The organism is Halomonas nitroreducens (assembly GCF_003966155.1).
In the GTDB taxonomy this organism is placed as follows: domain Bacteria; phylum Pseudomonadota; class Gammaproteobacteria; order Pseudomonadales; family Halomonadaceae; genus Halomonas; species Halomonas nitroreducens.
On the sequence record NZ_RXNS01000014.1, the window covers coordinates 1 to 26,627 of the forward strand.

The window sequence follows — 26,627 nt, forward strand, 5'->3', positions numbered from 1 at the left end:
CCGAAACCTCAGCTTGCCAGAAATCGTGCACCTGAATCCCGAGCGGGTCCCGATGTCACAGGCATCAGGATTTTAAAGAGCCGAAGTCATTTCATGTGCCAACTATGTTGACAGGCTCCGAGTTCGATCCCTTGGCGCCGGTCGGCACCAACCCCGACCTGGTCCTGCAGGCCCGCGTGCCCGGCTATCGCCAGGGCGACTGGCAGGAGGCGGCCTACGGGCAGCGGCTTCTGGTCGATGGCTGGGACAAGCAGGCCAGCCTGATCCAGCCCGGGGAATGGTGGGCCCAGGCGCCGTTCCATCGCTGGTTCGCCCAGCGCTGGCGGCGGCGGGGCGTGGACGTCGACGCCGCCGAGGCCCGCGTCCTGGTCGAGCAGGTCGAACGCCATGGTCCCGCCACCAGCCTCGAACTCGGCGACCAGCGGGCCGATCCCGCCTTGCGCGGCAGCTGGTATGGCCCCAAGCGCTCGCGGCACCTGCTCAAGGCGCTATGGGACGCCGGGCGCCTGATGACCCACCATCGCGTGGGCGGTCGCCATGCCTACGACCTGCCCAAGCGGGTGCTCCCTCAGGGCGCGAGCGTGCCGGGCGTCACGGACGACGAGGCCCTGCAACGGCTGGTAATCCGGCGCGTGCAGGCCGCCGGCCTGCTGCGCCCCTCGGCCGATGGCGCCGTCTGGTCGCTGCCGTGCTCGCGCGCGGAGCGGGATCGTATCGCCGCCCGGGCCATCACCCGGGGCGCCCTGATCGAGCTCGACGTCGACGGCACCGTCTACTGGACGACGCCCGAGGCCCTCGCGGTGCTGGAGGCGGCGCCTGACCCGATTTCCTCCCCGGCGCGGGACGTGCGCTTTCTCGCCCCGCTGGATCCGCTGATATGGGACCGTGGCGGCGTCACCCGGCTGTTCGCCTTCGACTACGTCTGGGAGGTCTACAAGCCCCAGGCCCAGCGTCGCTGGGGGTACTACGTGGTCCCGGTGTTCTGGGGCGAGCGCTTCGTGGCCCGCTTCGACGCCAAGTGCCAGCAAGGCACCCTGACCCTGCTCGCCTGGCACTGGGAGCCTGACATCCTGCCGGCCAGGCTGCCCGAGGGCCTGGCCGAGGCGCTCGAGCAGGCCGCCCGGGCGTTTCTCGCCTACCTCGGGGCCTCGCGCCTCGTCCTGCCCAGGGGCCTCGGCCGTGAGGCGCGCCGCGCCTGGCAGCGGGCCGCCAGATAGATGCCCCTCGGCAAGCGGATGGGGGCTTGCGCCATGGGCTATCCAGCAATGGGCGACGTGCACGCCTCACCTGCTGCCCCGTCGACTATGGTGTGGGATCAGTAGGCGGGAAACGGCATTGGTCGCACCACCATTTCTGCGGACGCACGTTATGCGGCGTGGAGCCGGAGCACTGAGCTTATCTGGTTAGCCTTGCTGGAGAGGCACATCGTGACGACAACCATTGGCAGGATCGGTTACTGGTCGGGCCTGGCTGCCTGTGCCTCGGCCATTGCCTACGATGTCGTCCAGATCCTGCAGTTGCTGGGCCTGCTGACCTTCCCGCTCGATGAGGTTCTCATCTACGGGACCTCCCTGTGCATCGTGCTGCCGCTCATCCTGATGATGCTGTCCCTGCATTACCTCACGCACGGTCCTCGGCGATTCTGGACCCATGCCGCGGTCATCCTCACCACCCTGTATGCGGTGTTCGTCACCGCGAACTACGTCGTCCAGCTCGCCACCGTCATTCCGGCCAAGCTGGCGGGTCGGGTTGAGGCGGTTCGTGTCCTCGAGCAGACCCCTCACTCCCTGTTCTGGAGCTTCGACGCCGTAGGCTATATCGCCATGGGCCTCGCCGCCCTGTGTGCCGCCCTCTCCCTGGGGAAAGGCGGCGTCGAGTGCTGGGCGAGACGCTCGCTGATCGCCCACGCCCTTGTGACGCCCTTGATTGGTATCGTCTATTTCCACCCGACCTTTTCCCCGGCCCTGTTGCTGCTGGGGCTGCCGTGGGCAATCACGGCTCCCGCCTTTATGCTGTGCGTGGCACTCATGTTACGTGCAAGGAGTGACAGGCTGCCGTGATGCCGGCCTCTGTGGCCTCGCTCACGGCCCCTCATGGCAGTGGCCGCCTTCTGAAAGGAGTCTCTCGGCATGGCAAGCATCTTCACCCGCATCATCAATCAGGAACTGCCGGGCCATTTCGTCTGGGAAGACGAGCAGTGCGTGGCGATCATGACCCTCAACCCCATGAAGCCCGGCCATGTGCTGGTGATCCCGCGCCTGGAGATCGATCACTGGGACGACCTGCCGCCGGAGCTCGCCGCCCATCTCATGGCCGTCTCCCAGCGGCTGGCCAAGGCGCTCAAGCGCGCCTTCCCCTGCCAGCGGGTGGGGCTGCTGGTGGTCGGGCTGGAGGTGCCCCATGTGCATCTCCACCTGGTGCCCCTGGAGGCGATGCAGGACATCCGGGTGGAGGGGCTGCCCCAGGCAGGGGCCGACGAACTGGCCGCGGCGGCAACCCGGATCCGGGCGGCATTGGCGTAAGCCCGGTAGTCTCGTGCGGGTTCCGCCGGTGGCGGGGAAGGAAGGGGGCTATGCCAGGGGCGCACGCGGAAACCCGGACAGGCGATCTGCCGTGCGTCATGGGCGCTGTCGACAGGCAGGTTGGAGCTTCCGCGGTGCCTCACACGGGTATCCATGACGACCGCTTGCCGGCACCGTCGAGCTGGCATATAACGAATCAGGGCCCGCTAAGCGGGCCCTAATCATCGAACCAGTGAGGTTCGAGAGCGCTCGTGATCCGTGAGATCAGGCGAGCGACTTGATGTTCGAAGCCTGGAGGCCTTTCTTGCCCTGAGTCACGTCAAAAGAGACGCTTTGGCCTTCCTGCAGGGACTTGAAGCCTTCAGCCTGAATTTCGGAGAAATGAGCGAACACATCATCACCGCCATCGGCAGGAGAAATGAAGCCGAAACCCTTGGAATCGTTGAACCACTTGACGGTACCAGTCGTCATGAAAAATCCTCTCGCGCTTAGCGCCTTGCAAAGTTCCTGGCGTCACCCAGATGAGTAGCGGGTAAAACAAGAAATACAATTACAGGCGATCGAAAGGATTCGAATGCTGCTGAAACCATGCTGCTTGCCAACCAACTGGCACCACGGTGTCACGCCCGGCAGCGTGGGTCAAAGACTTTCGTGTTCTTTATTTCTCGACACCACCTGGCTCTGCCCCTGACCGGCATGCTTCCACGGCCAGGTCCCCGCTACGCGGAGGCATCACGATGTCGGGCACTATCAGCTCGCCGGAAGTGAGGTGCGGCTGGCGAGGCACTCAATCGTGTGCTCGGCTGTGGCGCGGTACAGGAAAGCGAATGCATCGAATGGCGAGGCTCGAAATGCATCACGTTCTCCGACCCCTTTGGCCATGGGTTCTGTCCGATCGAGTTCATCGGAGATGGCTATCGCGACGGCATCGCCTAGCAGCGGCGCCAAGGGACCGTGACTTGCCGGGGAGGGTCTCGGGAGCCTGGTCCTCTGGGCGACCATGGTCCCGGCTCGAAGAGGAAACCTAACCAGGCGATAGCCTGTCAAAGGTTGATAGCAGGCTAACATGCCCCCATCTAGGGCCCTAGCCATCGGATTCGCTATCGAGGAGCCCCCCATGAGCCAAGGCAACGACTACACTCCGCCGAAGGTCTGGACCTGGGAGAAGGCCAGCAGCGGCACTTTCTCCAGCATCAACCGGCCCGTCGCCGGGCCCACCCACGAGCAGGCACTGCCGGTGGGCAAGCATTCCTTCCAGCTCTATTCCATGGGCACCCCCAACGGCGTCAAGGTCACGGTGATGCTCGAGGAGCTGCTGGCGCTGGGCTACCAGGATGCCGAGTACGACGCCTGGCTGATCCGCATCGGCGAGGGCGACCAGTTCGGCAGCGGCTTCGTGGCGATCAACCCCAACTCCAAGATCCCGGCGCTGGTCGACCATGGCCCCGCCGAGCCGATCCGGGTGTTCGAGTCCGGCTCGATCCTGCTCTACCTGGCCGAGCGCTTCGAGGAATTCCTGCCGGGCAGCCTCGCCGGGCGCACCGAGACCCTCAACTGGCTGTTCTGGCAGATGGGCAGCGCGCCCTTCCTGGGCGGCGGCTTTGGCCACTTCTACACCTATGCGCCGGAGAAGCTGGAGTACCCCATCAACCGCTACGCCATGGAGGCCAAGCGCCAGCTCGACGTGCTGAACCACCGCCTGGCCGAGACGCGCTACCTCGCCGGCGACACCTACACCATCGCCGACATGGCCGCCTGGCCCTGGTACGGTCAGCTGGTGCTGGGCCGGCTCTACGACGCCGCCGAGTTCCTGCAGGTGCACCAGTACGAGCATGTGCTGCGCTGGGCCAAGGAGATCGACGCCCGCCCGGCGGTGCAGCGCGGGCGCATGGTCAACCGCACCTTCGGCGACCCGGCCATGCAGCTCCACGAGCGCCACGACACCAGCGACTTCGAGCACAGGACCCAGGACGTGCTGTCGTCATAGGTCCGGTCGTTGCACAAGAAGCGCCGCGGCCCCCAGGCCCGCGGCGCTTGTCCGTCTTGAAGAGGTCCCCATGTCCACTCCCTTGATGTCCCTGTGGCGCGGCTATCGCGATGCCTCGCTGATCCTGCGGGTGAGCCTTGCCCTGTTGCTGGGCGTAGCGGTTGGCCTGGTCGGCGGGCCCGCCGTCGCCGAAGGGCTGGCCCCGCTGGGCGAGCTGCTGATGCGGCTGCTCAAGTTCATCATCCTGCCCATCGTGCTGTTCACCCTGATGTCGGGGCTCAATCAGGGCCGCGCCGGCAGCCTGGGGCGGATCGGCCGCAAGGTGTTCCTCTATTACCTGGCCACCTCGGCGCTGGCGATCGTCGTTGGCCTCACGGTCGCGACCCTGCTGTCGCCGGGGGAGGGCATGTCGCTTGCGGGCGCCGCCTCGATGTCGGTGCCCGAGAACCCGGGGCTTCTCTCGGTGGTGCTCGGCATCGTGCCGACCAACCTCGTCGGCGCCTTCGCCGAGCAGGACCTGCTCGGCATCATCTTCACCGCCCTGGTGTTCGGCCTCGCCGTGGCCCGGCTGCGCCAGTCCGAGAGCCACGGCGAACTGGGCGAACGGCTGGCGAGCCTGATCGAGGCGCTCAACGCCGTCACCCTCAAGGTGATGGGCGGCATCCTGCACTATGTGCCGGTCGGGGTCTTCGCCATCGTCGCCGGCACCGTCGCCGAGCAGGGCATGGCGACCCTGCTGTCGCTGGGCGACATGGTCGTGGTGCTCTATGTGGCGCTGGGCGTGCAGCTGCTGGTCTATCTCGGCCTGCTCAAGGGCTTCGGGGTACCGGCGCGGGCTCTCTTTCGCGAGGCGCGCACGCCCATGGCCACCGCCTTTGCCACCCAGAGCAGCTCCGGCACCCTGCCGCTGACCCTCGACGCCGCCCGCCGCCTGGGCCTGCCCCGCGGCCTCTACGGCTTCAGCCTGCCGCTGGGCGCAACGCTGAACATGGACGGGGCGGCGATCCGCATCGCCATCTCGGCGGTGTTCGCCGCCAACGTGGTGGGCGCGCCGCTGGATCTCGCCAGCATGCTGCAGATCGTCGCGGTGGGCACGCTGATCTCGGTGGGCACGGCCGGGGTGCCCGGCGCCGGCATCGTGATGATCGCCACGGTGTTCGCGCAGGTGGGCCTGCCCATCGAGGCCGTGGCGTTGCTTACCGCCATCGACGCCTTGGTCGGCATGGGCTGCACGGCGCTCAACGTCACCGGCGACCTGGTCGGCAGCGCGCTGATCGGCCGCAGCGAAGGCGAACGCATCGCCGAGCCGGAAGGCGTGAGTGCGCAAGCGGCCGCCGAGGGCCAACGCGCATGAGCGGGCCGACCGCCTCCCTGGCGCGCATCATTTCGGGCGGGCAGAGCGGCGTGGACCGCGCCGCTCTGGATGCGGCCCTGGCAGCGGGCTTTCCCTGCGGCGGCTGGTGCCCGGCGGACCGCCGGGCCGAGGACGGCCCGATTCCCGAACGCTATCCGGTCACGCTGTTCGCCCGCTTCATCGCCGAGCACGACATCGCCACGCTCAACGTGGCCGGGCCCAGCACCCCCAAGGCGCCGGCCCTGCCCCCCTATGTGCGCTCACTGCTGGGTACCTATCCTGCACGAATCGAGGGGATAACCCGTCAGTCCGGGATGTCTCGGTCAGCGCCTCTCGTCTCCTGCCCGGAGGGCGACGCCTCGGCGTCGGCGCTTCGCCACTCCAGCGGCGAGTGCCCGGTATGCCGGCGGAATACCTTGGCCAGGGCTGAGGGGCTGCTGTAGCCCACTCGGTCGGCAATGGTGTCCAGCGGCAAGCCGTCACGCAGCAGGGTCTTGGCCAGGCTGAGCCGGTACTGGGCCAGGTACTCTGCGGGGGGCTGGCCGACGGTGTCGCGAAAGACGCTGGCGAAGCGGGCGCGCGACATGCCGGCCTCGGTGGCCAGTCCGCGCAGGGTCCAGTCGGCGGCCGGCCGGTCGTGCATGGCGATCAGCGCCTTGGTCAGCCTGGAGTGGGCCAGGCCCGCCAGGAGGCCGGAATCCACCTCGCCGGCATCCATCAGGTAGCGCAGCAACTGGATCACCAGCAGTTCACACAGCCGGTCCAGGGTCGCCTGCCGGCCGCAGCGCTGCTCCCGCATCTCCGCCTGCATGAGGTCCAGCAGACCGGCCATGCCGCTCAGCCTGTCCAGGGGAATCACCAGCAGTGCCGGCAGGGCGCGATAGATCGGACACAGATTGCCGGCTCCGAAGCGGAACGAACCGCACAGGGTCTCCGTGCCTTGGGGACCCGGTTCGAGGCGATGCGCGTCGCCGGCGGCCAGCAGGATCAGTACCGGCTCATCGAACCGCCGTTGGGTGCCGTCCGCCAGTCCCAGGTGCACGCTTCCGTGGGTCAGGATATGCACGAAGCCCATGCCCGCCTGTGCCGGATGGCGCGAGCTGTAGCACAGCGGGCCGGCATTAAACACGCTGGCGGCAAGATGGAAGCTGGAGAGCAGGGCGGCGAGCCGGTCCATGACGAGACCTCTGGACGCTATTTAGAGATATATGGAGTCCAATAGTCCAGTCATCGCCCTACACTGTCAATCGGAAGCGATCGAAATGGCATCTGAACGAGAGGAGCGAGGTTATGACGATGACCAATGCCTTAGGCCTGGCGGCACTGCTGACCCTGGCGGCCTTCCCCGTCTTCGGCGCCGACCTGGCGACGACCACCTTCCGGGATCACGTGGACAGCGAGGGCAATATCTCACTTCCAGCGGATGCCCGGGACAGCTGGGTTCACCTGGGCTCCTGGGTGGTCGATGACGCCGATGCCCCAGGCGCCGGCTTTCACGATGTCTACACTCAGCCCGGCGCCGCTCAGGCCTATCGGGACACCGGTGAGTTTGCCGATGGCACCGTGCTGATCAAGGAGATTCGCGGCATCGAGTCCGCCGAGATGACCACCGGACCGGCGCTGTGGGCAGGGGAGCCGCAGGTCTGGTTCGTGATGGTCAAGGACACCCAGGAACGGTTCGACGGCCCCCACTGGGGCAACGGCTGGGGCTGGGCGCTGTTCAAGGCCGACGCCCCGGACGTGAATGTGTCCGAGAGCTTCGAGAATACCTGCAAGGGCTGCCATGTCCCGGCGCAGCAGACCGACTGGGTGTTCGTCGAGGGGTATCCGACACTTGAATGAGCCGCGCCTTGGCCGGCGGTGGCGGCCAGCGGCGATGCGTCCCCTCGAGACAGCCCCTCCGCCCATGCCGTGGGAACGCCGGCCCTTCGCCGACCTCCCGGCGGGGACGAGGGGCTGGCGTTCCCGCGGGTGGCCGATATGGTCAGCTGCGGGGTCGTGCGTGGCTGAGCGCCTACACTGGAAGTCACAGCGACAATCGGGAGTTACGCCATGGGTGCGCGTCTGGTAAGGGGGCTGATGGCCGGGTTCGTGGCCACCTTTGTCATTTCCATGATCCTGGTCCTGCGTCTGGCGGCGGGAATCATGCCCTGGTACGACCCCATCGAGGTCATGAATCTGGCCGCCCAGGACCTGCTCGGCACGCCGGACAGCCACATGCTGGCCTGGGGCATCCACTTCGTGGTGGGTACCCTGATATGGGGCCTGCTGTTCGCGCTGGTGGTGCCCTACCTGCCGGGCCGCACCCCCACGCGGCGGGGCCTGGAGTTCGGGGTGGCCAGCTGGCTGGTGGTGATGATCACGGTCTTCCCCCTGGCGGGGTCCGGCCTGTTCGGCCTGGGCTTCGGGCTGGTGGCGCCGCTGTCCATGCTGCTCGCCCATGTGGTGTTCGGCGCGGTGATGGGCGCCGTCTACGGCTGGGCGAAAGGCGTGCTCTAGATGTGCACATCCAGGAGCCCGTCGGACTCGACGCCGATCTACGGCGAATCGCGGGCTTTCGGTCAATCTCGTTGCTCCGTTCCGTGTCGCCCCCCCTAGGCGGTTCACGGAAGGGCAGCGAGGCGATGGCCCAGGAGGGCCCGACGGCGCCCGGGCAGGGGGGCCCGGATAGCCCCTCGTCATGCGGGACCCGCCGGTTTCCGATGCCCGGGCTGGCGTATCTGAGAGCCGAGGAGGTCACGACATGGCGGAGATCACCGAGGCTCGTCAGCTCTGCGATGACCTGGCCGCGCACTGCAAGGCCGTTGACCGGTGCCTGATCGGCGTCGAGCACGAGGTCTTCCTGTTCACCCGGGCGGACCACCGGCCCTTGCCCTATGCGGGGTGGCACGGCATACGGGCTGTGCTCGAGGCCTTCCAGCGCTTCGGCTGGTGGCCGAGCTGGGAGGGGGAGCGACTCGTCGGCCTGAACCGCGGCGAGGCTGCCATCACCCTGGAGCCGGCCGGACAGCTGGAGCTGTCCGGGGCGCCCTGGGCGGACCTGCATGGCGTGCAGGCGGAACTGCTGGGCTACCGTCGCGAGCTGGCGGAGATCGCCGAGGCGATGGGGCTGGGAGTCATGGCCCTGGGCTTCGCGCCGGAGTGGACCCGTAGGGAGATGGGCTGGGTGCCCAAGAGCCGCTACCGGATCATGCGCGCCTACATGCCCCGGGTCGGGGTGCACGGCAAGGACATGATGACCCGCACCTGCGCCTTCCAACTCAATGTCGACTTCTGCAGCGAGGAGGACATGCGCGCCAAGTTCCGGGTGGCCATGGCGCTGCAGCCGCTGGTCATGGTGGCCCTGGCCAATTCGCCCTTCGCCGATGGCCGCGACAGCACCCTGACCTCCTATCGCAATTACGTCTGGCTGCATACCGACTCGGCGCGGTGCGGCATCCTCCCGCTGGCGTTGTCGCCGGCGCTGTCCTTCGCCGAGTTCGTGGACCGGGCGCTGGCGGTGCCGATGTACTCGGTGGCGCGCCACGGCGAGCACCTCGACCTCGCCGGTCGCCACTTCCCCGACATGATGCGCGGGGCCTTGTCGGAGCTGCCCGGCGAGCGGCCGACGCTGCAGGACTGGAAGGCGCACCTCAACACCCTGATGCACGACGTGCGCCTGAAGGATCACCTGGAGTTGCGGGGCAACGACTCCCTGAGCCTGGAGTACAGCCTGGCGCTGGCGGCCTTCTGGACCGGCATCCTCTACGATCGCCAGGCCCTGTCAGGCGCCCTGGCCCTGGTGGCGGATTGCGACGTCGCCCGCCTCAATCAGCTGCGCCACGAACTGCCCCGCTACGGCCTGACGGAGAGCGAGCGGATCCCGGTCGCGGGCGTCTATGCGGCCGATTCCTTCCCCGAGGCCCTGGAGCGCGCCCTGGCCTTGGCCGAGGCCGGCCTCCAGCGACGCCACCGCCTGGACGCCCAGGGGCAGGACGAGCGGCGCTACCTGCGTCCCCTCCAGGCGGTCGTCGCCCTGGGGCGGAGCCCATCCGAACACTGGCGGTCGCGCTACCATGGCCGGTGGTGCGGCGATCTCCGCCCCCTCTACGAACGCGCCACCCTATGAACCGTCGCGAGGTCTACGATGATCTATCCGCAATACCCGGCCTTCGTGGTCGAGGACATCGTGCGCCTTCGCCGGCGGCTTGCGGCCGCGAGGATGCCGCCCCGCTGCACCGACGACAACTTCATTGTCGGCACCTGGAACATCCGGGACTTCGGCGGCCTGTTCGATGACTGGACCGAGACCTCGGGCTCGCCCAAGTGCAACCTGCGCGGCCTCGCCATCATCGCCGAGGTCGTGCGCCACTTCGACGTGGTGGCCCTGCAGGAGGTCAAGCGGCAGACCACGGCGCTGCGCGTGCTCCAGGACGCTTCCTGGGCCCGCACTGGAACCTGATGCTCACCGACGTCACCACGGGGGACAAGGGCCGCCAGGAGCGCCAGGCCTACCTGTTCGATAGCCGCCGGATCTCGCCGTCGGGGCTGGCCGGCGAGATCGTTCTGCCGCCCACGGCCGACGGCGATCCCCGGGAGCAGTTCGACCGCACGCCCTATCTGGTGGGCTTCCAGGCGGGCGGCGAGCACTTCGTGCTGCTCAGCGCGCATATCCGCTATGGGGACGAACCGGTCGCGCGGCTTCCTGAACTGCGCCGGCTGGCCCACTTCGTGGCCCGGGAGATCCGCGATCGCGTCCGGGAGGACGGCGCCGAGGAGACGAACCTGATCGTGCTCGGCGACTTCAACATCGACCGGCGCCAGGGCAATCCCCTGTTCGATGCCTCCGTGGCCACCGGGCTGTGGGTGCCCGAGGCCCTGCGCACGCTGAGCACCACCTATGGCACCGAGCCCAAGCACTACGACCAGATCGCCTGGTTCCGCGACGACTTGTCCCTACGGCCCACCGGGCGGGCCGGCAAGGTGGATTTCGCGGGCGCCGTCTTTCAGGAGCTCAGTTCCTTCCAGATGACCTATCGGGTCAGTGACCACTTTCCCCTGTGGGTCGAGTTCACCCTGGATCGCAGCGACGAGGCGATGGCCAGGACCCTGGGCGTGGATGCCAACGGGCCGGACCCCTTCGGCGATATCGCCGACTGAGCCACCGACGAGGCGGCCTTCCCTTGTCCTGCCTCGCCGCCCTGGGCCTCGCCGTTCTCGCCCTTGAGATGTCCCTATCGGTGGGATATGGGTCATTGAGGACATAGCTCCCGTCTTCCAGACTCGGGGACGTCGCGTTGATTCTCGGAGCCCCGATGTCCCCCTTGTCCGCATTGCCCCCTGCACGCCGCGTGGCGCTGCTCGCCTACCCCGACTGTCAGGTCCTCGATGTCTGCGGCCCCTGGCAGGTCTTCGCGAGTGCCAACGAACTCTCGGGCCAGACACTTTACGAACTGAGCCTGGTCGCTCGCTCCCCCGGTCGCGTGATCACCAACGGTGGCCTGGTGATGATGGCAGAACTCGATTGGGCAGGCCTGGAGGCACTGGGGGCACCGGATACGCTGCTGGCCGCCGGCGGCAGTGGCGTCTTCAGCCAATGCCGCCAGCGTTACCATATCGATGGCCTGCGCGAGCTGGCCCCCGATGTCAGGCGCCTGGGCGCCATCTGCAGCGGTGCCTTCCTGCTGGCGGAAGCGGGATTGCTGGATGGCCGCCGGGTCACCACCCACTGGCGTCACTGCAGCACCCTGGCCCGGCAGTATCCGCGCCTCCGCGTCATCCCCGATGCCCTCTACGTAGAGGATGGAGGCCGCTATACCAGCGCTGGGGTCACCGCCGGCATCGACCTGGCCCTGTCGCTGGTCGAGGCCGACCATGGGGCCGCCCTGGCCGGCCGCGTTGCCCGGGAACTGGTGATGTTCCTGCATCGTCCCGGCGGTCAGGCGCAGTTCAGCGAGGCACTGCTGCATCAACAGCGCGCCACCGGTCCGTTGCGCGAGCTGGTCGGCCGGCTCCATGCCGACCCCGCCGGCGATCACAGCCTGGAGAGCATGGCGGCCCAGATGTCGGTCACCCCACGCCACCTCTCGAGGCTGTTCCGCCGCTATCTGGGTACCTCGCCCGGTGCCTACCTGACGCGCCTGCGCCTGGAGGGGGCGCGCCTGAGCCTGCTGAACGCCCGTCCCGCGCCGCCGCTGGAGCGTCTCGCCATGCAATGGCGACTGGGCAGCGCCGAACAGCTCCGGCGCCTGTTCCACCGCCAGTATGGCGTCTCGCCGTCGGTCTACCGGCAGCGCTTCGCGACCACGCCCCCTCCTTCCACGTCTCCCTCCCTCGAGGACATGCCATGCGCCTGACCGTCCCCCTGCTGTCGCTCTGCCAGGCCCTGCTGGTCAGCGGCAATATCCTGCTGATTGCCGTGTCGCCGCTGATCGGCGCGCAACTCGCGCCGGCTCCCGCCTGGTCCACCGCCCCGGTGGCGACCCAGTGGCTGGGGCTGATGTGTGCCACCATCCCGGCCTCGCTGATCATGGCTCGCCTAGGGCGTCGTCGGGGCTTTGTGCTCGGCAACCTGCTTGGGCTCGCCGGTGCCGCGCTCGCCGTGGCGGCCCTGCACAGCCAGCAATTCCCGCTGTTCCTGGTCGCCACCTGGCTGATCGGCATCGGCATCGGCTTCGGGCAGCTGTATCGTTTCGCCGCCGTGGAGGCAGCCCCGGCTGGCGGGCGGGACAGGGCCATCGGTATGGTCATGGGCGGTGGCGTACTGGCGGCCTTCTTCGGTCCCTGGCTGGCTCGCCACAGTCACGCCCTCGCCGACACCCCTTATCTGGGGAGCTTCATCGGCCTGGGAGTCCTGTATCTATGTGCCCTGGCGCTGCTGGCCTTCATCCGCCTGCCCGAGCCCCCTCGGGATGATGCGGTCGGCGAGTGCCGGCCCCTGGCCGAGATCGTCAAGCAGCCGATCTTCGTGCTGGCGGTGGTCAGCGCCATGGTCGGCTATGGCGTGATGAACCTGGCCATGACCGCCACACCGCTGGCCATGGCCGAAGCCGGCCACACGTTCGACCATGTGGCCACCACCATCCAATGGCATGTGGTGGCAATGTTCCTGCCATCCTTCGTTACCGGCCGGCTGACTGCCTGGTTCGGCGCCTCGCGCATGATCGGCGGTGGCTGCCTGCTGTTGATCGCCAGCGCCCTGGTGGCCCAGATCGATGCCGGCCTGGCGGGTTTCTACACCGGCTTGATCCTGCTGGGCCTGGGCTGGAACTTCACCTTCCTGCCGGCCACCGGCCTGCTCACCGAGGCCCACCGGCCCATCGAGAAGGCCCGTACCCAGGCGGCCAACGAGTTCCTGGTGTTCTCGACCGTGGCCATCACCGCGCTACTGGCCGGCCACGCCGCCGACGCCCTGGGCTGGCCACGACTCAACGCCTTGATGATTCCGCTGTGCACGGTACCGCTGGCACTGCTGGGCGCCCGACATCTTGCCTTGCGGGGCCGCCCGCAGGTTGGGGAGTGACACAATGGGCAATGCGTACCCATTCCCGAACCACCGGCGAGGCGGCGTTGCGTCATCGGCGGCGATTGTGGCCGGCTCCTGCCTACGGCCGGCCCGCTGGCAGCAGCCGGGCCGCCACGGCGATCGCCACGGCGGCAAGCGGCAGCCAGGCGCCCGATGCTCCCAGCAGCTGCAGGGTGACGGCGCTGGTCAGGCACCACAGGGCGGGAATCGCCAGCAGCGCCCAGCCGCGTCGTGCCGGCCGTACCAGCACCGCCACGCCGAGGGTGGCGATGGCCAGCGGGTCGGGGGTGAGGCCGATCACCTCGGCGCCGGCGAGGCCGCGACCGTGCAGCCAGGCGGTCAGCGGATGCCCGAAGACGGCGTAGGTGACCAGCCCCAGGCCCAGCCCCCGCGAGGCTCCCCGCGCCGAGGTCGAGAAGCGTGCGCCTCGGCCCAGGACCGTGGCGAGCAGCAGCAGCGCCTGCAGCCCGAAGAACGGCACCAGATAGCGGATGCCCCAGTTGAGCGGGGCATAGCGCTGCCACAGGAAGGCCCAGGCGACGAAGACCCAGGCCGCCGCCAGCCCGGCCATCGCCAGGCGCCAACGCGCGGGGCCGGGGCGCCACAGCGCGAGCAGCAGGCCGGCGCCGAGGGCCAGGGCGAGCCATTGGCCCGGCCAAAGCGCCTGGTTGTGCAGCACGAAGAGGCGCTCGTAGACCCGTAGCGAGATCATCAGCAGGTCCCCGGGCCGGTAGCTCCACCACTCGCTCATGCCGCTGCCCTGTTACAGCGCCCGGACATGCGCGGCCATGCGCCGACGCAGGGCGGCGTCGGGCAGTGGCTCTCGGGCCGCGGCCAGGTTCTCGCGCACGTGGTCGACCCGGGTGGTGGCGGGAATCGCGCAGCTCACCGCGGGATGGGAGACGATGAACTTGAGGATCACCTGCGCCCAGCTCTCGGCGCCGATCTCGGCCGCCCAGCCGGGCAGGGGCTCGCTCGCCAGGCGGCGGATCAGGCGCTTGCGCTGGAAGGGGCGGTTGGCGATCACCCCGAGGCCGCGCTCCCGGGCCAGCGGCAGCAGGCGCTGCTCGGCCTCGCGGTCGACGATGTTATAGGTGAGCTGCACGAAATCGATGTCGGCCTGGCGCATGATGCGCTCGAGGGTGTCGTGGCGCCGGCCATGGGAGGTGGTGATGCCGATGTGGCGGAGCTCGCCGGCCGCCTTCATGCCCTGCAGGGTGGCCAGGTTCGTCTCCCAGGCCAGCAGGTTGTGCACCTGCAGCAGGTCGAAGCGCGGCACCCCCCAGTCACGCCGTGAGGTCGCGATCTGCGCCGGCCCCTCGGCGGGGTTGGAGGTCCAGACCTTGTCGGCCGCGTAGACCCGATCGGCGGCCTCCAGGGTGGCCAGCCCGTGGCCGATGGTCGCCTGTGAGGTGCCGTACATCGGCGAGGAGTCGATCATGCGCCCGCCCCCGGCGAAGAAGGCCGCCATCACCGCCGTGCATTCCTCGAGCAGCAGCGGGTCGTCGCCAACATTGAAGGTGATCCAGCTGCCGAGGCCCACCAGCGGCAGGGCCTCGCCGGTGGCAGGCACCTCGCGGGTCAGGATCCCGTCCGCGCGGGCCTGGGCAGGGAAGGCGGGCAGCGCCGCACCGGCGGCGAGGGCCAGCAGGCCGCCGAGCAGCCGGCGTCGCGACAGGCGATCGGGATAGGCAGACATGGTTCCTCCCGGGAGGCGTGTTGTGGGCAGGGGAGATGGCCCGCACCGGCGCTGGTTCAGTCCGCCCCGAGCATCATGTCGGAGGCCTCGACGGTCACCTGGAACCGGTCGGCGGAGGCGATGCCGAGGGCCTCGATGGCATCGATGGTGTTCATCGACGCGATGCTGTGGCGGTTGAGCGGCCCCGCCTGCACCTCGAGGACGGCGTCGGTAATGACGTTGCGTGCACTGAGCGGCTTCGCGGTCTCCTCGTGTATCGGCTAGGGCGACTTCTCTCCGCCGGCCGGGCGGGGCGGGCGCCTGCGCCGGATCAGCACGCGCAGACGTTCGGCTGCCAGTCCGCCGGCGAGGCCGATCACGGCCCCCCCGAACAGGGTCGCCACCGCCGTGACCCCGATCACCGGGCGGCAGTCGGCGCGGGCATCGAACAGCCGACGGCCGAGGATCAGCTCGGCGGCGGCGTAGGCGAGCAGGGCCCCGATCACCGGTTCGGGAATGGCGGCGAGCCAGGCCATCACCCCGGGGCCGAGCAGGGCGGCGAGGGCACAGACGGCGGCCATCACCAGAGGGGCCCCGATCCCCCGGGCGCCGAAGCGGTGATGGGCGGCGATGCCGCCGGCGCCATGGCACATCGGCATGGCGCCGAGCGGGGCCAGCGCCAGGTTGAGCAGCCCGCTGGAGGCGGCCAGCCGGCGCGGACTGACCATCGTGCCTCGCTGCGGATACAGGGAGTGGGCCACCGCCGCGGCCACCACCACGGCGTTGAGCAGCGTCAGCGGCAGCTGGGCGATCACCCCGGTGGCCACGGCGCTGGCCGAGAGGCCGGCACCGCCGGGCGGCAGCGACTGGCCGAGGGGCTCGCCCGGGGTGCCGAGCAGCAGGGCGGCGAGCACCACCAGCAGGGCCCAGGGGCCGCGTGGCCAGACCCATGACAGGCTGAGCACGCCCAGCACCGGGATGGCGATGGCCCAGCTACCGGCCATCAGGCTCAGCGCCATGCTCATCAGCATCAGTCCCAGGCCTGCCTGCAGGCCGGTGACCACCGACTGGGGCAGGCCGCGGGCCACGGCGGTGAGGCGCGGCGTGGCGGCCAGCAGCAGCAGGACCAGGCCGATCAGGGCCCCCGTCCAGGCGGTCTCGCTGGCGCTGAGGCCGCCGGTGAGGATCACCGCGCCCAGCGCCTTCATCGGCTGCACGGCGACCGGCAGGCGGTAGCACAGCGCGACCAGCAGGTAGCCGGCTGCGAACCCCAGGAAGACCGGCGTGGGCGCCAGAACGCCCATGCTCACGGCGGCCACTACATAGGGCAGCAGGGTGCCGAGGTCGCCGCAGGCGCCGGACACCTCGCCGGAAAGGGCCTTCAGCGGCTCCCGCCAGGGGGGATGATGGTTGCGGGTTGTCATGACTCTCCACTCTAGTCCCACCCGGGGCCGCCATCCTCTGCCGTCGGGTCGCTCGGCGGTCCAGGGTGCCCCAGGAACGCGCTCGTGGCTTTCCCCTCGGCGCCGCTATTGTCACGAGCAGCGGCGCTGCCGCCCCTGGCAACGGCGGGAGCGCGCCCGAGCGCCGATTTGCCCGGCCAGACGGTGAGGGCGGGCATCAGGAGCTATGTTGTGGGAAAGCACCGCCTGGGAACGGGGCTCTCCGCCGAGATGTCCCCCCGCGGCGCCATTCTCCTGTGGCCAGACGAGACCAGCATGGCGAGACCGGACCCCACTCCCGAATCCCCGCAAGACCGCCAGCCGAAGGGGGGCGGGAGGCTCCCCCCGGGCTCTCCCCAGCGTCAGCAATGGCTGATGTTCCTGTGGATGGCGATCGCCATCCTGTTGGTCGCGAACTTCATGGAGGCCTCGCGACAGCCGGGACGGGTCGAGATGACCTACACCGAATTCCTCGAGGCGGTCGAACAGGGGCAGGTCGAGACGGTCACCCTGAGGGGCCAGTCAGTGGAGGGCACCTTCACCGAGCGGGCCCGGACACAGCGCGACCTCGATGCCGGCGAGGGCTTCCACACTACCCGGCCGACCGTGGAGGGGCGTCAGCTGCTGGATCGCCTCCAGGCCAACGAGGTCGAGATCGTCGCCCGCTCGGACGAGGTCTCCTGGTGGCAGCGCATGCTGATGCTGGTGGTGCCCTGGATCCTGCTGCTGGCCCTGCTGTTCTGGTTCTGGAACCGCATGCAGCAGCGCCTGATGTCGGGTGGGGGGCCCTTCGGCATCGGCCAGTCCCGGGCGCACCAGTTCAGGGCCGAGGAGAGCGAGGTGCGCATGGAGGACGTGGCCGGCTCGGAGAACGCCAAGCGCGACATCTTCGAGGTGGTGGATTTCCTCAAGCAGCCCGAGCGCTATCGGGCCCTGGGCGCCAAGGTGCCCCACGGGCTCCTGATGATGGGCCCGCCGGGGACCGGCAAGACCCTGATGGCCAAGGCCGTGGCCGGCGAGGCCGGGGTGCCCTTCTTCAGCATCAGCGGCTCCGAGTTTATCGAGATGTTCGTGGGGGTGGGTGCCGCGCGGGTCCGCGACCTCTTCAAGAAGGCCAAGGAGCAGGCCCCGTCGGTGATCTTCATCGACGAGCTGGACTCGATCGGCCGCGCCCGGGGTACCGGCATGGGGGGGGGCCACGACGAGCGCGAGCAGACCCTCAACCAGATCCTCGCCGAGATGGACGGCTTCGAGCCGCACCATTCGGTGGTGGTGCTCTCCGCCACCAACCGTCCCGATGTGCTCGACCCCGCCCTGCTGCGCCCGGGGCGCTTCGATCGCAAGATCGTCCTGGAGATGCCCCATCGCCAGGCTCGGGAGGCGATCCTCAAGGTCCATACCCGCGACATCCCGCTGGCCGACGACGTCGACCTGGCGCGGCTGGCCGCCATCACCACCGGCTTCTCCGGGGCGGACCTGGCCAACCTGGCCAATGAGGCGGCACTGCTGGCCGGGCGCCGGGAACTGGAGATCGTCGACTGGGCCTGTTTCTCGAATGCCCGTGACCGTGTGCTGCTGGGCGAGGCCAAGGACGTCGCCCTGTCCGAGGACGAGCGCCACCGGGTCGCCTATCACGAGTCCGGGCATGCCCTGCTGGCCTACCTGCTGCCCCATGCCGACCCCCTCGAGAAGGTGACCGTGCTGCCGCGCGGGCAGGCTCTCGGGGTCACCGCCCAGGTGCCGGCCGAGGATCGCTTCACCTACGGCGAGGCCTACCTGTGCGATCGCCTGACCGTGATGTACGGCGGCCGGCTGGCCGAGGCCATCGTCTTCGGTGAGGTCAGCAGCGGCGCCCAGGACGACCTCGACCAGGCCACCCAACTGGCCCGGCGCATGGTGGCCCGCTGGGGCATGAGCGAGCGGGTAGGCCCGGTGGTGTTCACCCAGAGCCACGAGCATGTCTTCCTCGGCAAGGAGATTGCCCAGGCCCGGGAGCACAGCGAGGAGACCGCCAGTCTGGTGGACGCGGAAATCCGCCGGCTGCTGACCGATGTCGAGGCCCGTGGCCGGGAGCTTCTCGAGCGTCACCGCGAGGCCCTGGACGCCCTGGCCGAGGCGCTGGAGCGTCGCGAGACCCTCGAGTTCGAGGAGATCCATGCGTTGCTCGAGGCGCATCTTCCCGGCGCGGCGCCGGAGCGCCAGGAGCGCCAGGAGCGTCGGGGCGTGCCGGCGGCCAAGGACCGTGGACGGCCGGGCTGAGCCGCCCGGCGACACCCGGGCTCGCCTATGGTGAACTGTCCCTCCCTCCTCGATGGCAAGGACGCCCGATGCTGCCCTTCGGCATCCTCTATTCCCTGACGCTGATCCTCTGCGGCTTGAGCCCTGATGCGCGGCTCCTCTATGGCGGCGCCGTTGTGGTCTTGCTGGCCGCAGTGGCAGTGGGCCATGTCGGCTGGCTGTTCGTGGTGCCGGCGCTTGGCTATGTGGCGCTGACCGCCTGGATGGTCGAGTGGCGGGTGGCGCCCTGGCTCTCATGGTGCCGACGGGCGCTGTGGCTGGTCGCCAGCCTCGCCGGTGGCCTCTATGGCCTGGCCGACCTATGGTCGGGGCGGCTGCTGTGGGCGGTGCTGGTCCACTGGGGGCTGAACCTGGCCCACCTGGCGCTGTTCACCTAGCCCATGACGGCCTGATGGGGCCATGTCGCCGGTGACGGCTGGCCCCGGCCTCGGCTAGCGGCGGAGGGGATGGGGAGCTAAGGTGGCTAGTCATCCCGATCAAGGATGTGCGCCCGAGGTCTTGCGCGCGAGAACTGCCTGCCGTGCCTGGCCCGCGTGCGACGAGGCACGCCTGAACAGGGGATTCCGTCATGCCTGGTCATCCTCCTGCCGCCGCGCTGAACGTCGTGGCCGATGCCCCCGACTTCCGCGACCGTTTCTACGAGCCCTCGCTGTCCCCGCTCAGCGAGACCATGCTGCCGCCCCGGGACCTGCATATCCTCGATCAGGGTCACGAAGGGGCCTGCACCGGCTTCGGGCTGGCGGCGACCATCAACCTTCTCTATCGCTTCCAGGGCCAGGCTCACCGAGTCAGCCCGCGCATGCTCTACGAGCTGGCCAGGCGCTACGACGAGTGGGCGGGCGAGGACTACGAAGGTTCCAGCTGCCGGGGGGCGATCAAGGGCTGGAGGAACTCGGGGGTCTGTCTTGAGCAGCTGGCGCCCTTTCGGCCCGGCCAGCGGCACTTCGCCATCACGCCCCGCATGGCGGATGACGCCCGGCGGCGAACCCTCGGCGCCTATTATCGTCTGCGCCCCGAAATCACCGACTTCCATGCGGCCCTCAACGAGGTCGGCGTGATCTACGTCTCCGCCCGGGTGCACGTGGGCTGGTACGACCCGGTGGCGGACGAGGACGGCGAGGCCCATATCCCCGAGTCGCCGGACATCGTCGGGGGGCATGCCTTCGCCATCGTCGGCTACAACGCCAAGGGGTTCTGGGTGCAGAACTCCTGGGGCGGTCAGGCCTGGGGACATGGCGGCCTCGCGCTCTGGCGTTACGCCGACTGGGCGCGCAATGTCCTCGATGCCTGGGTGGTGCAGCTCGCCTTGCCGACCCCGCAGATCTTCGCCGGGCGAGCGGGTGACAAGTCCGCCGGCAACCGGGTGGTTGCCCGGGGCAGTGTGCCCAGGCAGCAGATCGAGGACCATTTCGTGCATCTCGATGATGGCGACTACCACGACCAGGGGCGCTACTGGAGCAACCGTCAGCACATGACCCTGGTCCAGCACCGGCTGAAGCAGCGCGACTTCGATCATGTGCTGCTGTATGCCCATGGCGGCCTGAACAGTACCCAGGCCTCGGCGCAGCGCATCGCCGCCATGAAGGGTGTCTTCCTGGCCAACGGCATCTATCCGTTCCACGTCATGTACGACACCGGCCTGGTCGAGGAGCTGCGGGATGTGATCCTCGGCAAGCGCATGGCGGCCGAGCGGGTCGCCGGCGATATCCGCGACTGGGTCGATCGCCGTATCGAGAGCCTCACCCGCAAGGTCGGCCGGGCCCTCTGGCGGGAGATGAAGTTCGGTGCCCGGCAGCCCTTCAGCACCAAGCGCGCCGACGGCAGCGATGCGCTCGGCAGGTTGCTGGCCACGCTGGGCGGGGAGGTGCCCATTCACTTGGCGGGACACTCCACCGGGGCCATCCTGCAGGCTCACTTGCTGACGAGGGCCGTGTCGCTGTTTCCCGATCTCGAGGTGCGGACCTGCTCGCTGCTTGCCCCGGCAGCGAGCAACGCCCTGTTCGAGCAGTGTTACGTGCCGCTGCTGGAGCGCGGCCACCTCCAGGAGCTGTGCATCTACAACCTCACCGAGCGCCTGGAACGGGCCGACCAGGTGGCCCAGGTGTACGGCAAGTCCCTGCTCTACCTGGTCTCCAGGGCCTTCGAGGAGAAGCCCATGACGCCCCTGCTGGGGATGCAGGCTTACAATCCCCGGCTTCGCCTGGCCGGCCTGCCGGTCGAGATCGTCTACAGCCAGGGGGATCGCTCCCAGCGCAGCGCCAGCCTCAGCCATGGTGGCTTCGACAACGATCCCTGCACCCTGAACGATGTGCTGAGGCGGATTCTGGGCCAGGCCCCCGACCGGCCCTTCGTGGCGGAAGAGCTGGACTACTGAGGGCGGTGACGGAGGCACCGGCACGCTCGTCCCTGGGCCACCCCGCCCACCGGGCGGGCATCAGGCCACGATGGTCAGGCAGCCGTTCTCGATGCGCCCGCCGGCCCCATAGCGCCAGGGGCGGTTGCGCAGGCCATGACCGATGGGCAGGCCACTGAACAGCGGCAGCGCGAGGGGGGCAAGGGTCCTGGCGAAGATGGCCTCCAGGGTCGTCTCGCCATAGGGCGTGCAACCCTCGAAAGTGCCCAGGCACACCGCCGCGGCCTCGTTCAGGGCACCGGCGTGCACCAGCTGCCACAGGGTGCGCTCCAGACGGTAGTAGGGCTCGCCCACGTCCTCGAGGATCACCAGTGCGCCGGGCGGTGCCTGGAAGGCCGCCGGCGTGCCGACGAGGCTCGCCAGGGTGGCCAGGTTGCCCCCCACCACCGGCCCCTGCAGCGCCGGCGGGGCCGGCCGGTGGGCGGTCAGCGGGTAGTCGAGGGCCGTCGGGCTCCGGACCAGGGCCAGGGTCTCCTCGAACTGGAGGCGGACCACCTCGCGCGCCGCCTCGTCGGCCCCGAACAGGTCGCCGGCAGCCTTGGCCACCGGCCCATGGATGGCCGGGAGCCCATGGCGATGGCACTGGTCGAGCAGTACGGTCACGTCGGAATAGCCGATTAGCGGCTTGGGGTGGCGGGCCAGGTGGTCCCAGTCGATGCCCGCCACCAGCTGGGCGGCGCCATAGCCGCCGCGCACCGCCCACACCGCCCGGGTGTCGGGGTCGGCATAGGCGGCATGCAGCTGGGCCAGGCGCCGCTCGCGACTGGCGGCCAGGTAGCGCTCCGGCGCCTGCAGCGGCTCCTCGACCCGCACCTCGACCCCCAGCGACTCCAGGCCGCGGATGCCGGCGGTCACGGCTTCCGGAGCGGTGTAGGACGAGGGCGCGATCAGGCTGACGGCGAGCGACATGGCAATGGAATCCTGTGGCGAGCGGAGGAGACAGGCAAGCATTGTCGGCAGGAAGTCGCCTGCTGTCACGCCGGTGCCGCCTTCCCGGTGGCCAGGCAGCTGGTCTCTGGCGTCGCCGGCCCGGCCGTGGGCGGCCGGGGCAGGAAGCGCTCAATCGCCCCCGCCGGTCGGGTCGGAGGGGGCGGGCACTCGCCGGGGCATCCGCGCCCGAGGCTTAGAGGGGCTTGGCCGGCATGGCCGGGAAGGGGCGCAACTCGAGCAGCTCGACGCGGTACTCGTCGGTGGCGGGTTCGTAGGCCACGCGGTAACGGCCGGGGTAGTAGCCGGGGCTGCTGTAGGCGGCCGGAGTCCTCACCGGCAGGGTGGCATCCGGCCGCGACCGCAGGTAGTCCAGGGCGATCATCGGCTCGATGAAGATCAGCCTGCCGGTGTCGTAGCCGTACACGAAGGTGCGGGTGAACGGCTGGCCCTGGAACTCCTCGCTGTCGGTGTCGATGCCGTGGACGCCCATGCGCTCGACGGCCGAGTCGGGCGGGATCACATAGCCCGCGGGCACCAGCGTGCTCTCCGGCGGGATGAGTCGCGCCTCCCGGTCGGGGCCCTGGAAGGTGATGGCCTGCTGCTCGGCCGCGTCGATGAGATAGAAGTGTACGTCGAAGTGGGGAACCGAGTAGATGCCCTCGGGGATGTGGCCGATGGGGTTCCAGTTCAGTCCGACGTGGCGATAACCGGTGATCGGCGAGTCATCGGGCATCGGCAGCAGGTACTCCCACTCATGCTGGTCCGGCGTCTCCACCGGCAGCCCCTCCAGGACGCCGGCACTCAGCACCACGGCGACCGAACTCGGGATGCCATCCGTCTGTTCACTGACGGCGACCCGGGCCTGGCCGTTGCCGACGGCCACCGGATCGCCCCACGAGACCCGCTCCGCGACGGCCGGCAGGGCGGTAGCCGCCATGACCAGCGCCAGGGCCGATACGCCGCCGAGCCGGCGGAATCCGGCAACACTCATGATGTTCATGACCCCTCCACGATAGGTGCCGGACCGACAGGCGTGAGCCCGTGCGTCGCTGCCCGTCGCCGGTGCCATTGACTGATGCTGCAGGCTTGCATGCCCGCCATGACCGTGTCATCTCGGGAGTCAGGTGTCGCGTGCGGAAGGAGCAGGAGGCATTGCCTGTCGGCGGTCCTGGCGCGGTGCCCTTGGCCGTGGTGAAGGCGGCTGGCGTTGGCTCATTGAGTATAGTGCCTGGCGCCGTGGTGCAGGGATGAAGGCGAGCGCCAGCCCGGTGGCAATCGGCACTCGTCGCGGGAATGAGACCACTGCTGATGGGCGCATGAGATGTCTCCCGTTGCCGCGCTTTTCTTCGGTCCCGGGTGGAGGAAACGCCACCGTTTGACTTGAATGACAGGCAGCAAGGGGAGGGACTGCGGGCGAAGATGTCGATTCCAGGGCCGACTGGTGGGAAGGCGGGAAGCGCAGGCGGTCCGTTCTGTCGAAGGGAGAGTGGACGATGAGAACACGTATTTCCTGGCGCGGCGCCATGGTCATGGCCGCCGCGGGAGCGAGCCTGGCGATGGCCGGCTCGGCGTCGGCCCAGTCGGACAAATTGCAGGAAGCGCTGAGCGCCACCTGGCCGGGCATGGTCGAGGACGCCACGGTGGTCGACTGGGAGGGCACGGTACTGCAGGAGGGAAGCAATGGCTATACCTGCCTGCCGACGCCGCCGACCATGGCGGGGCGGGCGCCGATGTGCCTGGACGAGGTATGGCAGGCCTGGGCCGAGGCCTGGCAGAACAAGCAACCCTTCACCGCCGAGCGGCTGGGCATCGCCTACATGCTGCAGGGCGACGAGGGGGCCAGCAATATCGATCCGTATGCCAAGGAGGCAACCGATGACAACCAGTGGATCGAAGAGGGACCGCACCTGATGATCATCGCGCCGCCCGAGCTGCTGGAAGGCATGCCCACGGACCCCGACAACGGGGGCCCCTATGTGATGTGGCAGGGCACCGACTACCAGCACATCATGGTGCCGGTGGGGGCCCGGGACGCGTCCGAGGGGGAGTGACCCGGCGAGCGTGCCGTCATCCACATCCATCGTCATAGCGCTAGGCCGGGCGGCTGTCGCTTGCCTATGCTGGCGGGGCGGCGTCGTCCCGGCGGGCGGAGGGGCCGATCGCCGCCTCCAAGGCCTGCCGCATTGGCGCCAGTGCCTCCCCCAGCCAGTCGCCGAAGGCGACCACACGGGGGGCCTCGGCAGTGGCCGGCAGGCTGACCAGATAGTAGCTGAACTCGCAGCGCCGCCAGGGGCGCAGTGCCACCACCTCGCCCCGCTGGAGCATCTCCCGCACCACCGAGAGGCGTGTGAGGCACAGTCCCAGGCCCTGTCGGCAGGCGGCCAGTGCCAGGCTGCTGTCGGAGACCCTGAGGCGCCGCAGCGCCTGGGGGGCATGCAGGCCGGCTTCACGCCACCAGGGCCCCCAGTGACTCCAGGGCTCGCCGGACATGGCTCCGGCATCCTCGATGAAGCAGGCGTCTCGCCAGTCGCCAGGCCCCGGCGAGCCCTTGCCAGGGCCCACCACGGTGATCGCATCGTCCAGCAGGGGCACCACCTGCAGTCCCGGATAGTCGCCGGTGCCGAAGCGGATGGCGAGGTCGACCTCGCCGTCGCGGAGGCTGGCCAGCCGGTTGTCACCCGCCAGCGTCAGCGCCAGTCCCGGATGGCGGTGCAGCAACTCGCCCACCCGCGGCATCAGGGTCTGCTGCACAAAGGCCTGGGGCGCCGACACCCGCAATGGGCCGTCGAGGCTCGGCTGGCGCAGCTCCCGGGTGGCCCGTTCGATCAGCACGAAGGCCTCGGCGATGCGCTCGCGGTAGCGCGCGCCGGCTTCGGTCAGGATCACCCCGCGTACCTTGCGCTTGAACAGCCGCAGCCCGAGCCCTCCTCGAGGGCCTTGATGCGATGGCTGACGGCCGCGGCCGTGACGTTTAACTCGTCGGCGGCGGCGCTGAAGCTGCCCAGCCGGGCCGCCGCCTCGAAGGCATGCAGGGTGGCCAGGGGCAGGTGAGAGGACGGCGGCATGGCTTACTCCTGATAAGCCTCTGGGCGAGAAACCATATGTTGTTATTACACCCGCTAAACCCAGAATGCGAGGCATCCCCCCTCGATCAGGAGACCTCCCATGACCGGTACCCTCTACCGCCTCTCCGCCTTCACCCGTGACCCCCGGGGTGGCAACCCGGCCGGCGTCTGGCTGGGCGAGGCCCTGCTCGATCCCGCCACCATGCGTCGCATCGCCGCCGAGGTGGGCTATTCCGAGACCGCCTTCCTCGCGCCACGCCATGGCGAGACCCGACAGGTGCGTTACTACAGTCCCGAGGCCGAGGTCAGCTTCTGCGGCCATGCCACCGTGGCCGCCGGTGTGCTGCTGGGGCGCCTCGAAGGCGCGGGCACCTACCGGCTGGCCACGGCGGTCGGCGAAGTGCCGGTCACGGTGGAACGCGACGGCGGCGACTGGCGGGCCTCGCTGGTCTCGGTCACACCAGACTCCCGCGCCGCGGCCCCCGCGCTGATCGAGGCGGCCCTGGCAAGCCTCGGCTGGCAGGCCCACGAGCTGGACCCGGGCCTGCCGCCGGTCCTGGCCTATGCCGGGGCCTGGCACCTGGTGCTGGCCGTGGCCACCAAGGAACGGCTCGATGACCTGAGCTACGACTTCGCGGCGCTCAAGGCGCTGATGCAACGCGAGCACCTCACCACACTGCAACTGGTGTGGCGCGAGTCGACGACGCGCTTTCATGCCCGGGACCCCTTCCCGGTGGGTGGAGTGGTGGAGGACCCGGCAACCGGCGCCGCGGCGGCGGCGCTGGGCGGCCACCTGCGGGCGGCGGGACTGATCGAGACGCCCACCCGGCTGACAATCCTACAGGGCGAGGCGATGGGGCGCCCGAGCCGGATCGAGGTCAGGGTACCGGTCTCCGGAGGGATCGTGGTGGCCGGCACGGCGGTGGATCTCGAGGCGGTGCCGACCGACGCCACGAGGTCGGCGACACCGGGATAAACCACGCACCGGTGTCCTGACGCAAAACACCCCACTCGCCAGGGGCGCAGTGGGGTGTGGTGAGGACGAACGCCGCGGCATCGCGACCCTCAATGCTGCGGGTCTTCCTCGAACAGCTCGGCCTTGGCGTCGCGCATGACGTCCTCGCAGGCGGCCTGGTGGGCGAGCTGGGTCAGCAGTCCCTGGGTCACGGCGAAGCCCTTGCCCAGGCAGGTGTCCACCTCTTCGCGGCTCACTTCCGGTGTGACGTTGCAGTCGATCTTGAGCGTTCTTCCGCTCCCTTCCAGCCTGTCGGCGAACGCCCGTAGCTGCCAGGCGAGTCGTTCTTTCCAGTTGGCCGATTCTTCCGCGCCTTCGTTCACGCTAAACGTGCACTGCCACTCGGGTTTGTAGACTCTCATACGAACCTCCGGTGCTGGCTTGGAATGAATGCTCGATCGTCGTTGCTGCTCCGTGAT

At 69.2% G+C, this 26,627-nt stretch carries 27 protein-coding genes and 1 pseudogene; 18 read left to right on the forward strand and 10 right to left on the reverse strand.

Features of this window, described 5'->3' with window-relative positions:
• Positions 1-104: 104 nt before the first annotated feature.
• The 3 genes from EKG36_RS14420 (at position 105) to EKG36_RS14430 (ending at position 2,522) form a co-directional block, all read left to right on the forward strand.
• Positions 105-1,217, forward strand: coding sequence for a DNA glycosylase AlkZ-like family protein (locus EKG36_RS14420; protein WP_126485294.1), 1,113 nt, complete (start codon positions 105-107; stop codon positions 1,215-1,217).
• Between the two features lie 210 nt (positions 1,218-1,427).
• Complete coding sequence (locus EKG36_RS14425) at positions 1,428-2,060, forward strand: hypothetical protein (RefSeq protein WP_126485296.1); 633 nt, start codon at positions 1,428-1,430, stop codon at positions 2,058-2,060.
• Positions 2,061-2,129: 69 nt separating this feature from the next.
• The gene (locus EKG36_RS14430) at positions 2,130-2,522 is read left to right on the forward strand and encodes an HIT family protein (protein WP_126485298.1); all 393 of its coding nucleotides are present in this window, start codon (positions 2,130-2,132) and stop codon (positions 2,520-2,522) included.
• A 264-nt stretch (positions 2,523-2,786) separates the two neighbouring features.
• Here the strand turns inward: EKG36_RS14430 and EKG36_RS14435 are convergent, their stop codons facing one another.
• Positions 2,787-2,993 carry a cold-shock protein gene (locus EKG36_RS14435; protein WP_126485300.1) on the reverse strand — a complete coding sequence of 69 codons (207 nt, stop codon included), beginning with the start codon at positions 2,991-2,993 and terminating at the stop codon, positions 2,787-2,789.
• 646 nt (positions 2,994-3,639) lie between these two features.
• On the opposite strand from EKG36_RS14435, the gene yghU reads away from it, so the two are divergent.
• The 3 genes and pseudogenes from yghU to EKG36_RS21110 all read left to right on the forward strand — a co-directional run.
• Positions 3,640-4,509, forward strand: a complete 870-nt coding sequence (gene yghU / locus EKG36_RS14440; RefSeq protein ID WP_126485302.1) for a glutathione-dependent disulfide-bond oxidoreductase — start codon at positions 3,640-3,642, stop codon at positions 4,507-4,509.
• A gap of 70 nt (positions 4,510-4,579) precedes the next feature.
• The gene (locus tag EKG36_RS14445) at positions 4,580-5,863 is read left to right on the forward strand and encodes a dicarboxylate/amino acid:cation symporter (RefSeq protein ID WP_126485304.1); all 1,284 of its coding nucleotides are present in this window, start codon (positions 4,580-4,582) and stop codon (positions 5,861-5,863) included.
• Positions 5,860-6,015, forward strand: a pseudogene (locus tag EKG36_RS21110) (YpsA SLOG family protein); the annotation flags it as partial. The gene EKG36_RS14445 and the pseudogene EKG36_RS21110, both read left to right, overlap by 4 nt.
• A gap of 152 nt (positions 6,016-6,167) precedes the next feature.
• Here the strand turns inward: EKG36_RS21110 and EKG36_RS14455 are convergent.
• Complete coding sequence (locus EKG36_RS14455) at positions 6,168-7,040, reverse strand: AraC family transcriptional regulator (RefSeq protein WP_126485308.1); 873 nt, start codon at positions 7,038-7,040, stop codon at positions 6,168-6,170.
• 119 nt (positions 7,041-7,159) lie between these two features.
• Between EKG36_RS14455 and EKG36_RS14460 the strand changes: the two genes are divergently transcribed.
• The 7 genes from EKG36_RS14460 (at position 7,160) to EKG36_RS14490 (ending at position 13,364) form a co-directional block, all read left to right on the forward strand.
• Complete coding sequence (locus EKG36_RS14460) at positions 7,160-7,705, forward strand: cytochrome P460 family protein (protein ID WP_246007520.1); 546 nt, start codon at positions 7,160-7,162, stop codon at positions 7,703-7,705.
• Between the two features lie 210 nt (positions 7,706-7,915).
• Positions 7,916-8,362, forward strand: a complete 447-nt coding sequence (locus EKG36_RS14465) for a DUF6789 family protein (RefSeq protein ID WP_126485312.1) — start codon at positions 7,916-7,918, stop codon at positions 8,360-8,362.
• Positions 8,363-8,606: 244 nt separating this feature from the next.
• A complete protein-coding gene (locus tag EKG36_RS14470; RefSeq protein ID WP_185827564.1) occupies positions 8,607-9,971 on the forward strand; it encodes a glutamate--cysteine ligase in 1,365 nt (454 codons plus the stop codon).
• An 18-nt stretch (positions 9,972-9,989) separates the two neighbouring features.
• Entirely contained in the window at positions 9,990-10,304 is a 315-nt protein-coding gene (locus EKG36_RS14475; protein ID WP_126485316.1) for an exonuclease/endonuclease/phosphatase family protein, read from the forward strand.
• Complete coding sequence (locus EKG36_RS14480) at positions 10,304-11,002, forward strand: exonuclease/endonuclease/phosphatase family protein (protein WP_126485318.1); 699 nt, start codon at positions 10,304-10,306, stop codon at positions 11,000-11,002. Before EKG36_RS14475 ends, EKG36_RS14480 begins: the two co-directional genes overlap by 1 nt.
• A gap of 155 nt (positions 11,003-11,157) precedes the next feature.
• On the forward strand, positions 11,158-12,198 hold the full coding sequence (locus EKG36_RS14485; RefSeq protein ID WP_126485320.1) for a GlxA family transcriptional regulator: 1,041 nt from the start codon (positions 11,158-11,160) through the stop codon (positions 12,196-12,198).
• A complete protein-coding gene (locus EKG36_RS14490; RefSeq protein WP_126485322.1) occupies positions 12,189-13,364 on the forward strand; it encodes an MFS transporter in 1,176 nt (391 codons plus the stop codon). Before EKG36_RS14485 ends, EKG36_RS14490 begins: the two co-directional genes overlap by 10 nt.
• Positions 13,365-13,446: 82 nt before the next feature.
• Here the strand turns inward: EKG36_RS14490 and EKG36_RS14495 are convergent, their stop codons facing one another.
• From EKG36_RS14495 to EKG36_RS14505, 3 genes are all read right to left on the reverse strand, one after another.
• Entirely contained in the window at positions 13,447-14,118 is a 672-nt protein-coding gene (locus EKG36_RS14495; protein ID WP_126485324.1) for an MFS transporter permease, read from the reverse strand.
• A 12-nt stretch (positions 14,119-14,130) separates the two neighbouring features.
• Positions 14,131-15,066, reverse strand: a complete 936-nt coding sequence (locus EKG36_RS14500) for an aldo/keto reductase (RefSeq protein WP_126485326.1) — start codon at positions 15,064-15,066, stop codon at positions 14,131-14,133.
• Positions 15,067-15,326: 260 nt separating this feature from the next.
• On the reverse strand, positions 15,327-16,469 hold the full coding sequence (locus tag EKG36_RS14505) for a putative sulfate/molybdate transporter (protein WP_126485328.1): 1,143 nt from the start codon (positions 16,467-16,469) through the stop codon (positions 15,327-15,329).
• 294 nt (positions 16,470-16,763) lie between these two features.
• Between EKG36_RS14505 and ftsH the strand changes: the two genes are divergently transcribed.
• The 3 genes from ftsH to EKG36_RS14520 all read left to right on the forward strand — a co-directional run bounded on the left by ftsH (position 16,764) and on the right by EKG36_RS14520 (position 21,159).
• Entirely contained in the window at positions 16,764-18,746 is a 1,983-nt protein-coding gene (gene ftsH / locus EKG36_RS14510) for an ATP-dependent zinc metalloprotease FtsH (RefSeq protein WP_246007521.1), read from the forward strand.
• Positions 18,747-18,814: 68 nt separating this feature from the next.
• Positions 18,815-19,162 carry a hypothetical protein gene (locus tag EKG36_RS14515; RefSeq protein ID WP_126485330.1) on the forward strand — a complete coding sequence of 116 codons (348 nt, stop codon included), beginning with the start codon at positions 18,815-18,817 and terminating at the stop codon, positions 19,160-19,162.
• 191 nt (positions 19,163-19,353) lie between these two features.
• A complete protein-coding gene (locus EKG36_RS14520; protein ID WP_126485332.1) occupies positions 19,354-21,159 on the forward strand; it encodes a C1 family peptidase in 1,806 nt (601 codons plus the stop codon).
• A gap of 60 nt (positions 21,160-21,219) precedes the next feature.
• Here the strand turns inward: EKG36_RS14520 and EKG36_RS14525 are convergent, their stop codons facing one another.
• The gene (locus EKG36_RS14525) at positions 21,220-22,107 is read right to left on the reverse strand and encodes a S66 peptidase family protein (RefSeq protein WP_126485334.1); all 888 of its coding nucleotides are present in this window, start codon (positions 22,105-22,107) and stop codon (positions 21,220-21,222) included.
• A gap of 214 nt (positions 22,108-22,321) precedes the next feature.
• Entirely contained in the window at positions 22,322-23,128 is an 807-nt protein-coding gene (locus EKG36_RS14530) for a DUF5602 domain-containing protein (protein ID WP_126485336.1), read from the reverse strand.
• Between the two features lie 493 nt (positions 23,129-23,621).
• Between EKG36_RS14530 and EKG36_RS14535 the strand changes: the two genes are divergently transcribed.
• On the forward strand, positions 23,622-24,179 hold the full coding sequence (locus tag EKG36_RS14535; protein ID WP_221766087.1) for a hypothetical protein: 558 nt from the start codon (positions 23,622-23,624) through the stop codon (positions 24,177-24,179).
• A gap of 64 nt (positions 24,180-24,243) precedes the next feature.
• Here EKG36_RS14535 and EKG36_RS14540 read toward each other — a convergent pair whose 3' ends face one another.
• A complete protein-coding gene (locus EKG36_RS14540) occupies positions 24,244-25,014 on the reverse strand; it encodes a LysR substrate-binding domain-containing protein (RefSeq protein ID WP_185827565.1) in 771 nt (256 codons plus the stop codon).
• Positions 25,011-25,193 (reverse strand): LysR family transcriptional regulator, encoded by a 183-nt coding sequence (locus tag EKG36_RS20490; RefSeq protein ID WP_185827566.1) that lies wholly within the window; start codon positions 25,191-25,193, stop codon positions 25,011-25,013. Before EKG36_RS20490 ends, EKG36_RS14540 begins: the two co-directional genes overlap by 4 nt.
• 100 nt (positions 25,194-25,293) lie before the next feature.
• On the opposite strand from EKG36_RS20490, the gene EKG36_RS14545 reads away from it, so the two are divergent.
• Positions 25,294-26,169: a PhzF family phenazine biosynthesis protein gene (locus EKG36_RS14545; RefSeq protein ID WP_126485340.1), complete on the forward strand. Its 876-nt coding sequence runs from the start codon at positions 25,294-25,296 to the stop codon at positions 26,167-26,169.
• An 89-nt stretch (positions 26,170-26,258) separates the two neighbouring features.
• On the opposite strand, the gene EKG36_RS14550 is transcribed toward EKG36_RS14545, so the two are convergent.
• Positions 26,259-26,570, reverse strand: a complete 312-nt coding sequence (locus tag EKG36_RS14550; protein ID WP_126485342.1) for a hypothetical protein — start codon at positions 26,568-26,570, stop codon at positions 26,259-26,261.
• Positions 26,571-26,627 lie beyond the last annotated feature (57 nt).

Bases quoted from the DNA above. Each gene is read 5' to 3' on its own strand.
- EKG36_RS14420 (WP_126485294.1), top strand. From the start codon at position 105: ATGTTGACAGGCTCCGAGTTCGATCCCTTGGCGCCGGTCGGCACCAAC.
- EKG36_RS14430 (WP_126485298.1), top strand. From the start codon at position 2,130: ATGGCAAGCATCTTCACCCGCATCATCAATCAGGAACTGCCGGGCCAT.
- EKG36_RS14435 (WP_126485300.1), bottom strand. From the start codon at position 2,993: ATGACGACTGGTACCGTCAAGTGGTTCAACGATTCCAAGGGTTTCGGC.
- yghU (WP_126485302.1), top strand. From the start codon at position 3,640: ATGAGCCAAGGCAACGACTACACTCCGCCGAAGGTCTGGACCTGGGAG.
- EKG36_RS14445 (WP_126485304.1), top strand. From the start codon at position 4,580: ATGTCCACTCCCTTGATGTCCCTGTGGCGCGGCTATCGCGATGCCTCG.
- EKG36_RS14455 (WP_126485308.1), bottom strand. From the start codon at position 7,040: ATGGACCGGCTCGCCGCCCTGCTCTCCAGCTTCCATCTTGCCGCCAGC.
- EKG36_RS14460 (WP_246007520.1), top strand. From the start codon at position 7,160: ATGACCAATGCCTTAGGCCTGGCGGCACTGCTGACCCTGGCGGCCTTC.
- EKG36_RS14465 (WP_126485312.1), top strand. From the start codon at position 7,916: ATGGGTGCGCGTCTGGTAAGGGGGCTGATGGCCGGGTTCGTGGCCACC.
- EKG36_RS14470 (WP_185827564.1), top strand. From the start codon at position 8,607: ATGGCGGAGATCACCGAGGCTCGTCAGCTCTGCGATGACCTGGCCGCG.
- EKG36_RS14475 (WP_126485316.1), top strand. From the start codon at position 9,990: ATGATCTATCCGCAATACCCGGCCTTCGTGGTCGAGGACATCGTGCGC.
- EKG36_RS14480 (WP_126485318.1), top strand. From the start codon at position 10,304: ATGCTCACCGACGTCACCACGGGGGACAAGGGCCGCCAGGAGCGCCAG.
- EKG36_RS14485 (WP_126485320.1), top strand. From the start codon at position 11,158: ATGTCCCCCTTGTCCGCATTGCCCCCTGCACGCCGCGTGGCGCTGCTC.
- EKG36_RS14490 (WP_126485322.1), top strand. From the start codon at position 12,189: ATGCGCCTGACCGTCCCCCTGCTGTCGCTCTGCCAGGCCCTGCTGGTC.
- EKG36_RS14495 (WP_126485324.1), bottom strand. From the start codon at position 14,118: ATGAGCGAGTGGTGGAGCTACCGGCCCGGGGACCTGCTGATGATCTCG.
- EKG36_RS14500 (WP_126485326.1), bottom strand. From the start codon at position 15,066: ATGTCTGCCTATCCCGATCGCCTGTCGCGACGCCGGCTGCTCGGCGGC.
- EKG36_RS14505 (WP_126485328.1), bottom strand. From the start codon at position 16,469: ATGACAACCCGCAACCATCATCCCCCCTGGCGGGAGCCGCTGAAGGCC.
- ftsH (WP_246007521.1), top strand. From the start codon at position 16,764: ATGGCGAGACCGGACCCCACTCCCGAATCCCCGCAAGACCGCCAGCCG.
- EKG36_RS14515 (WP_126485330.1), top strand. From the start codon at position 18,815: ATGCTGCCCTTCGGCATCCTCTATTCCCTGACGCTGATCCTCTGCGGC.
- EKG36_RS14520 (WP_126485332.1), top strand. From the start codon at position 19,354: ATGCCTGGTCATCCTCCTGCCGCCGCGCTGAACGTCGTGGCCGATGCC.
- EKG36_RS14525 (WP_126485334.1), bottom strand. From the start codon at position 22,107: ATGTCGCTCGCCGTCAGCCTGATCGCGCCCTCGTCCTACACCGCTCCG.
- EKG36_RS14530 (WP_126485336.1), bottom strand. From the start codon at position 23,128: ATGAACATCATGAGTGTTGCCGGATTCCGCCGGCTCGGCGGCGTATCG.
- EKG36_RS14535 (WP_221766087.1), top strand. From the start codon at position 23,622: ATGAGAACACGTATTTCCTGGCGCGGCGCCATGGTCATGGCCGCCGCG.
- EKG36_RS20490 (WP_185827566.1), bottom strand. From the start codon at position 25,193: ATGCCGCCGTCCTCTCACCTGCCCCTGGCCACCCTGCATGCCTTCGAG.
- EKG36_RS14545 (WP_126485340.1), top strand. From the start codon at position 25,294: ATGACCGGTACCCTCTACCGCCTCTCCGCCTTCACCCGTGACCCCCGG.
- EKG36_RS14550 (WP_126485342.1), bottom strand. From the start codon at position 26,570: ATGAGAGTCTACAAACCCGAGTGGCAGTGCACGTTTAGCGTGAACGAA.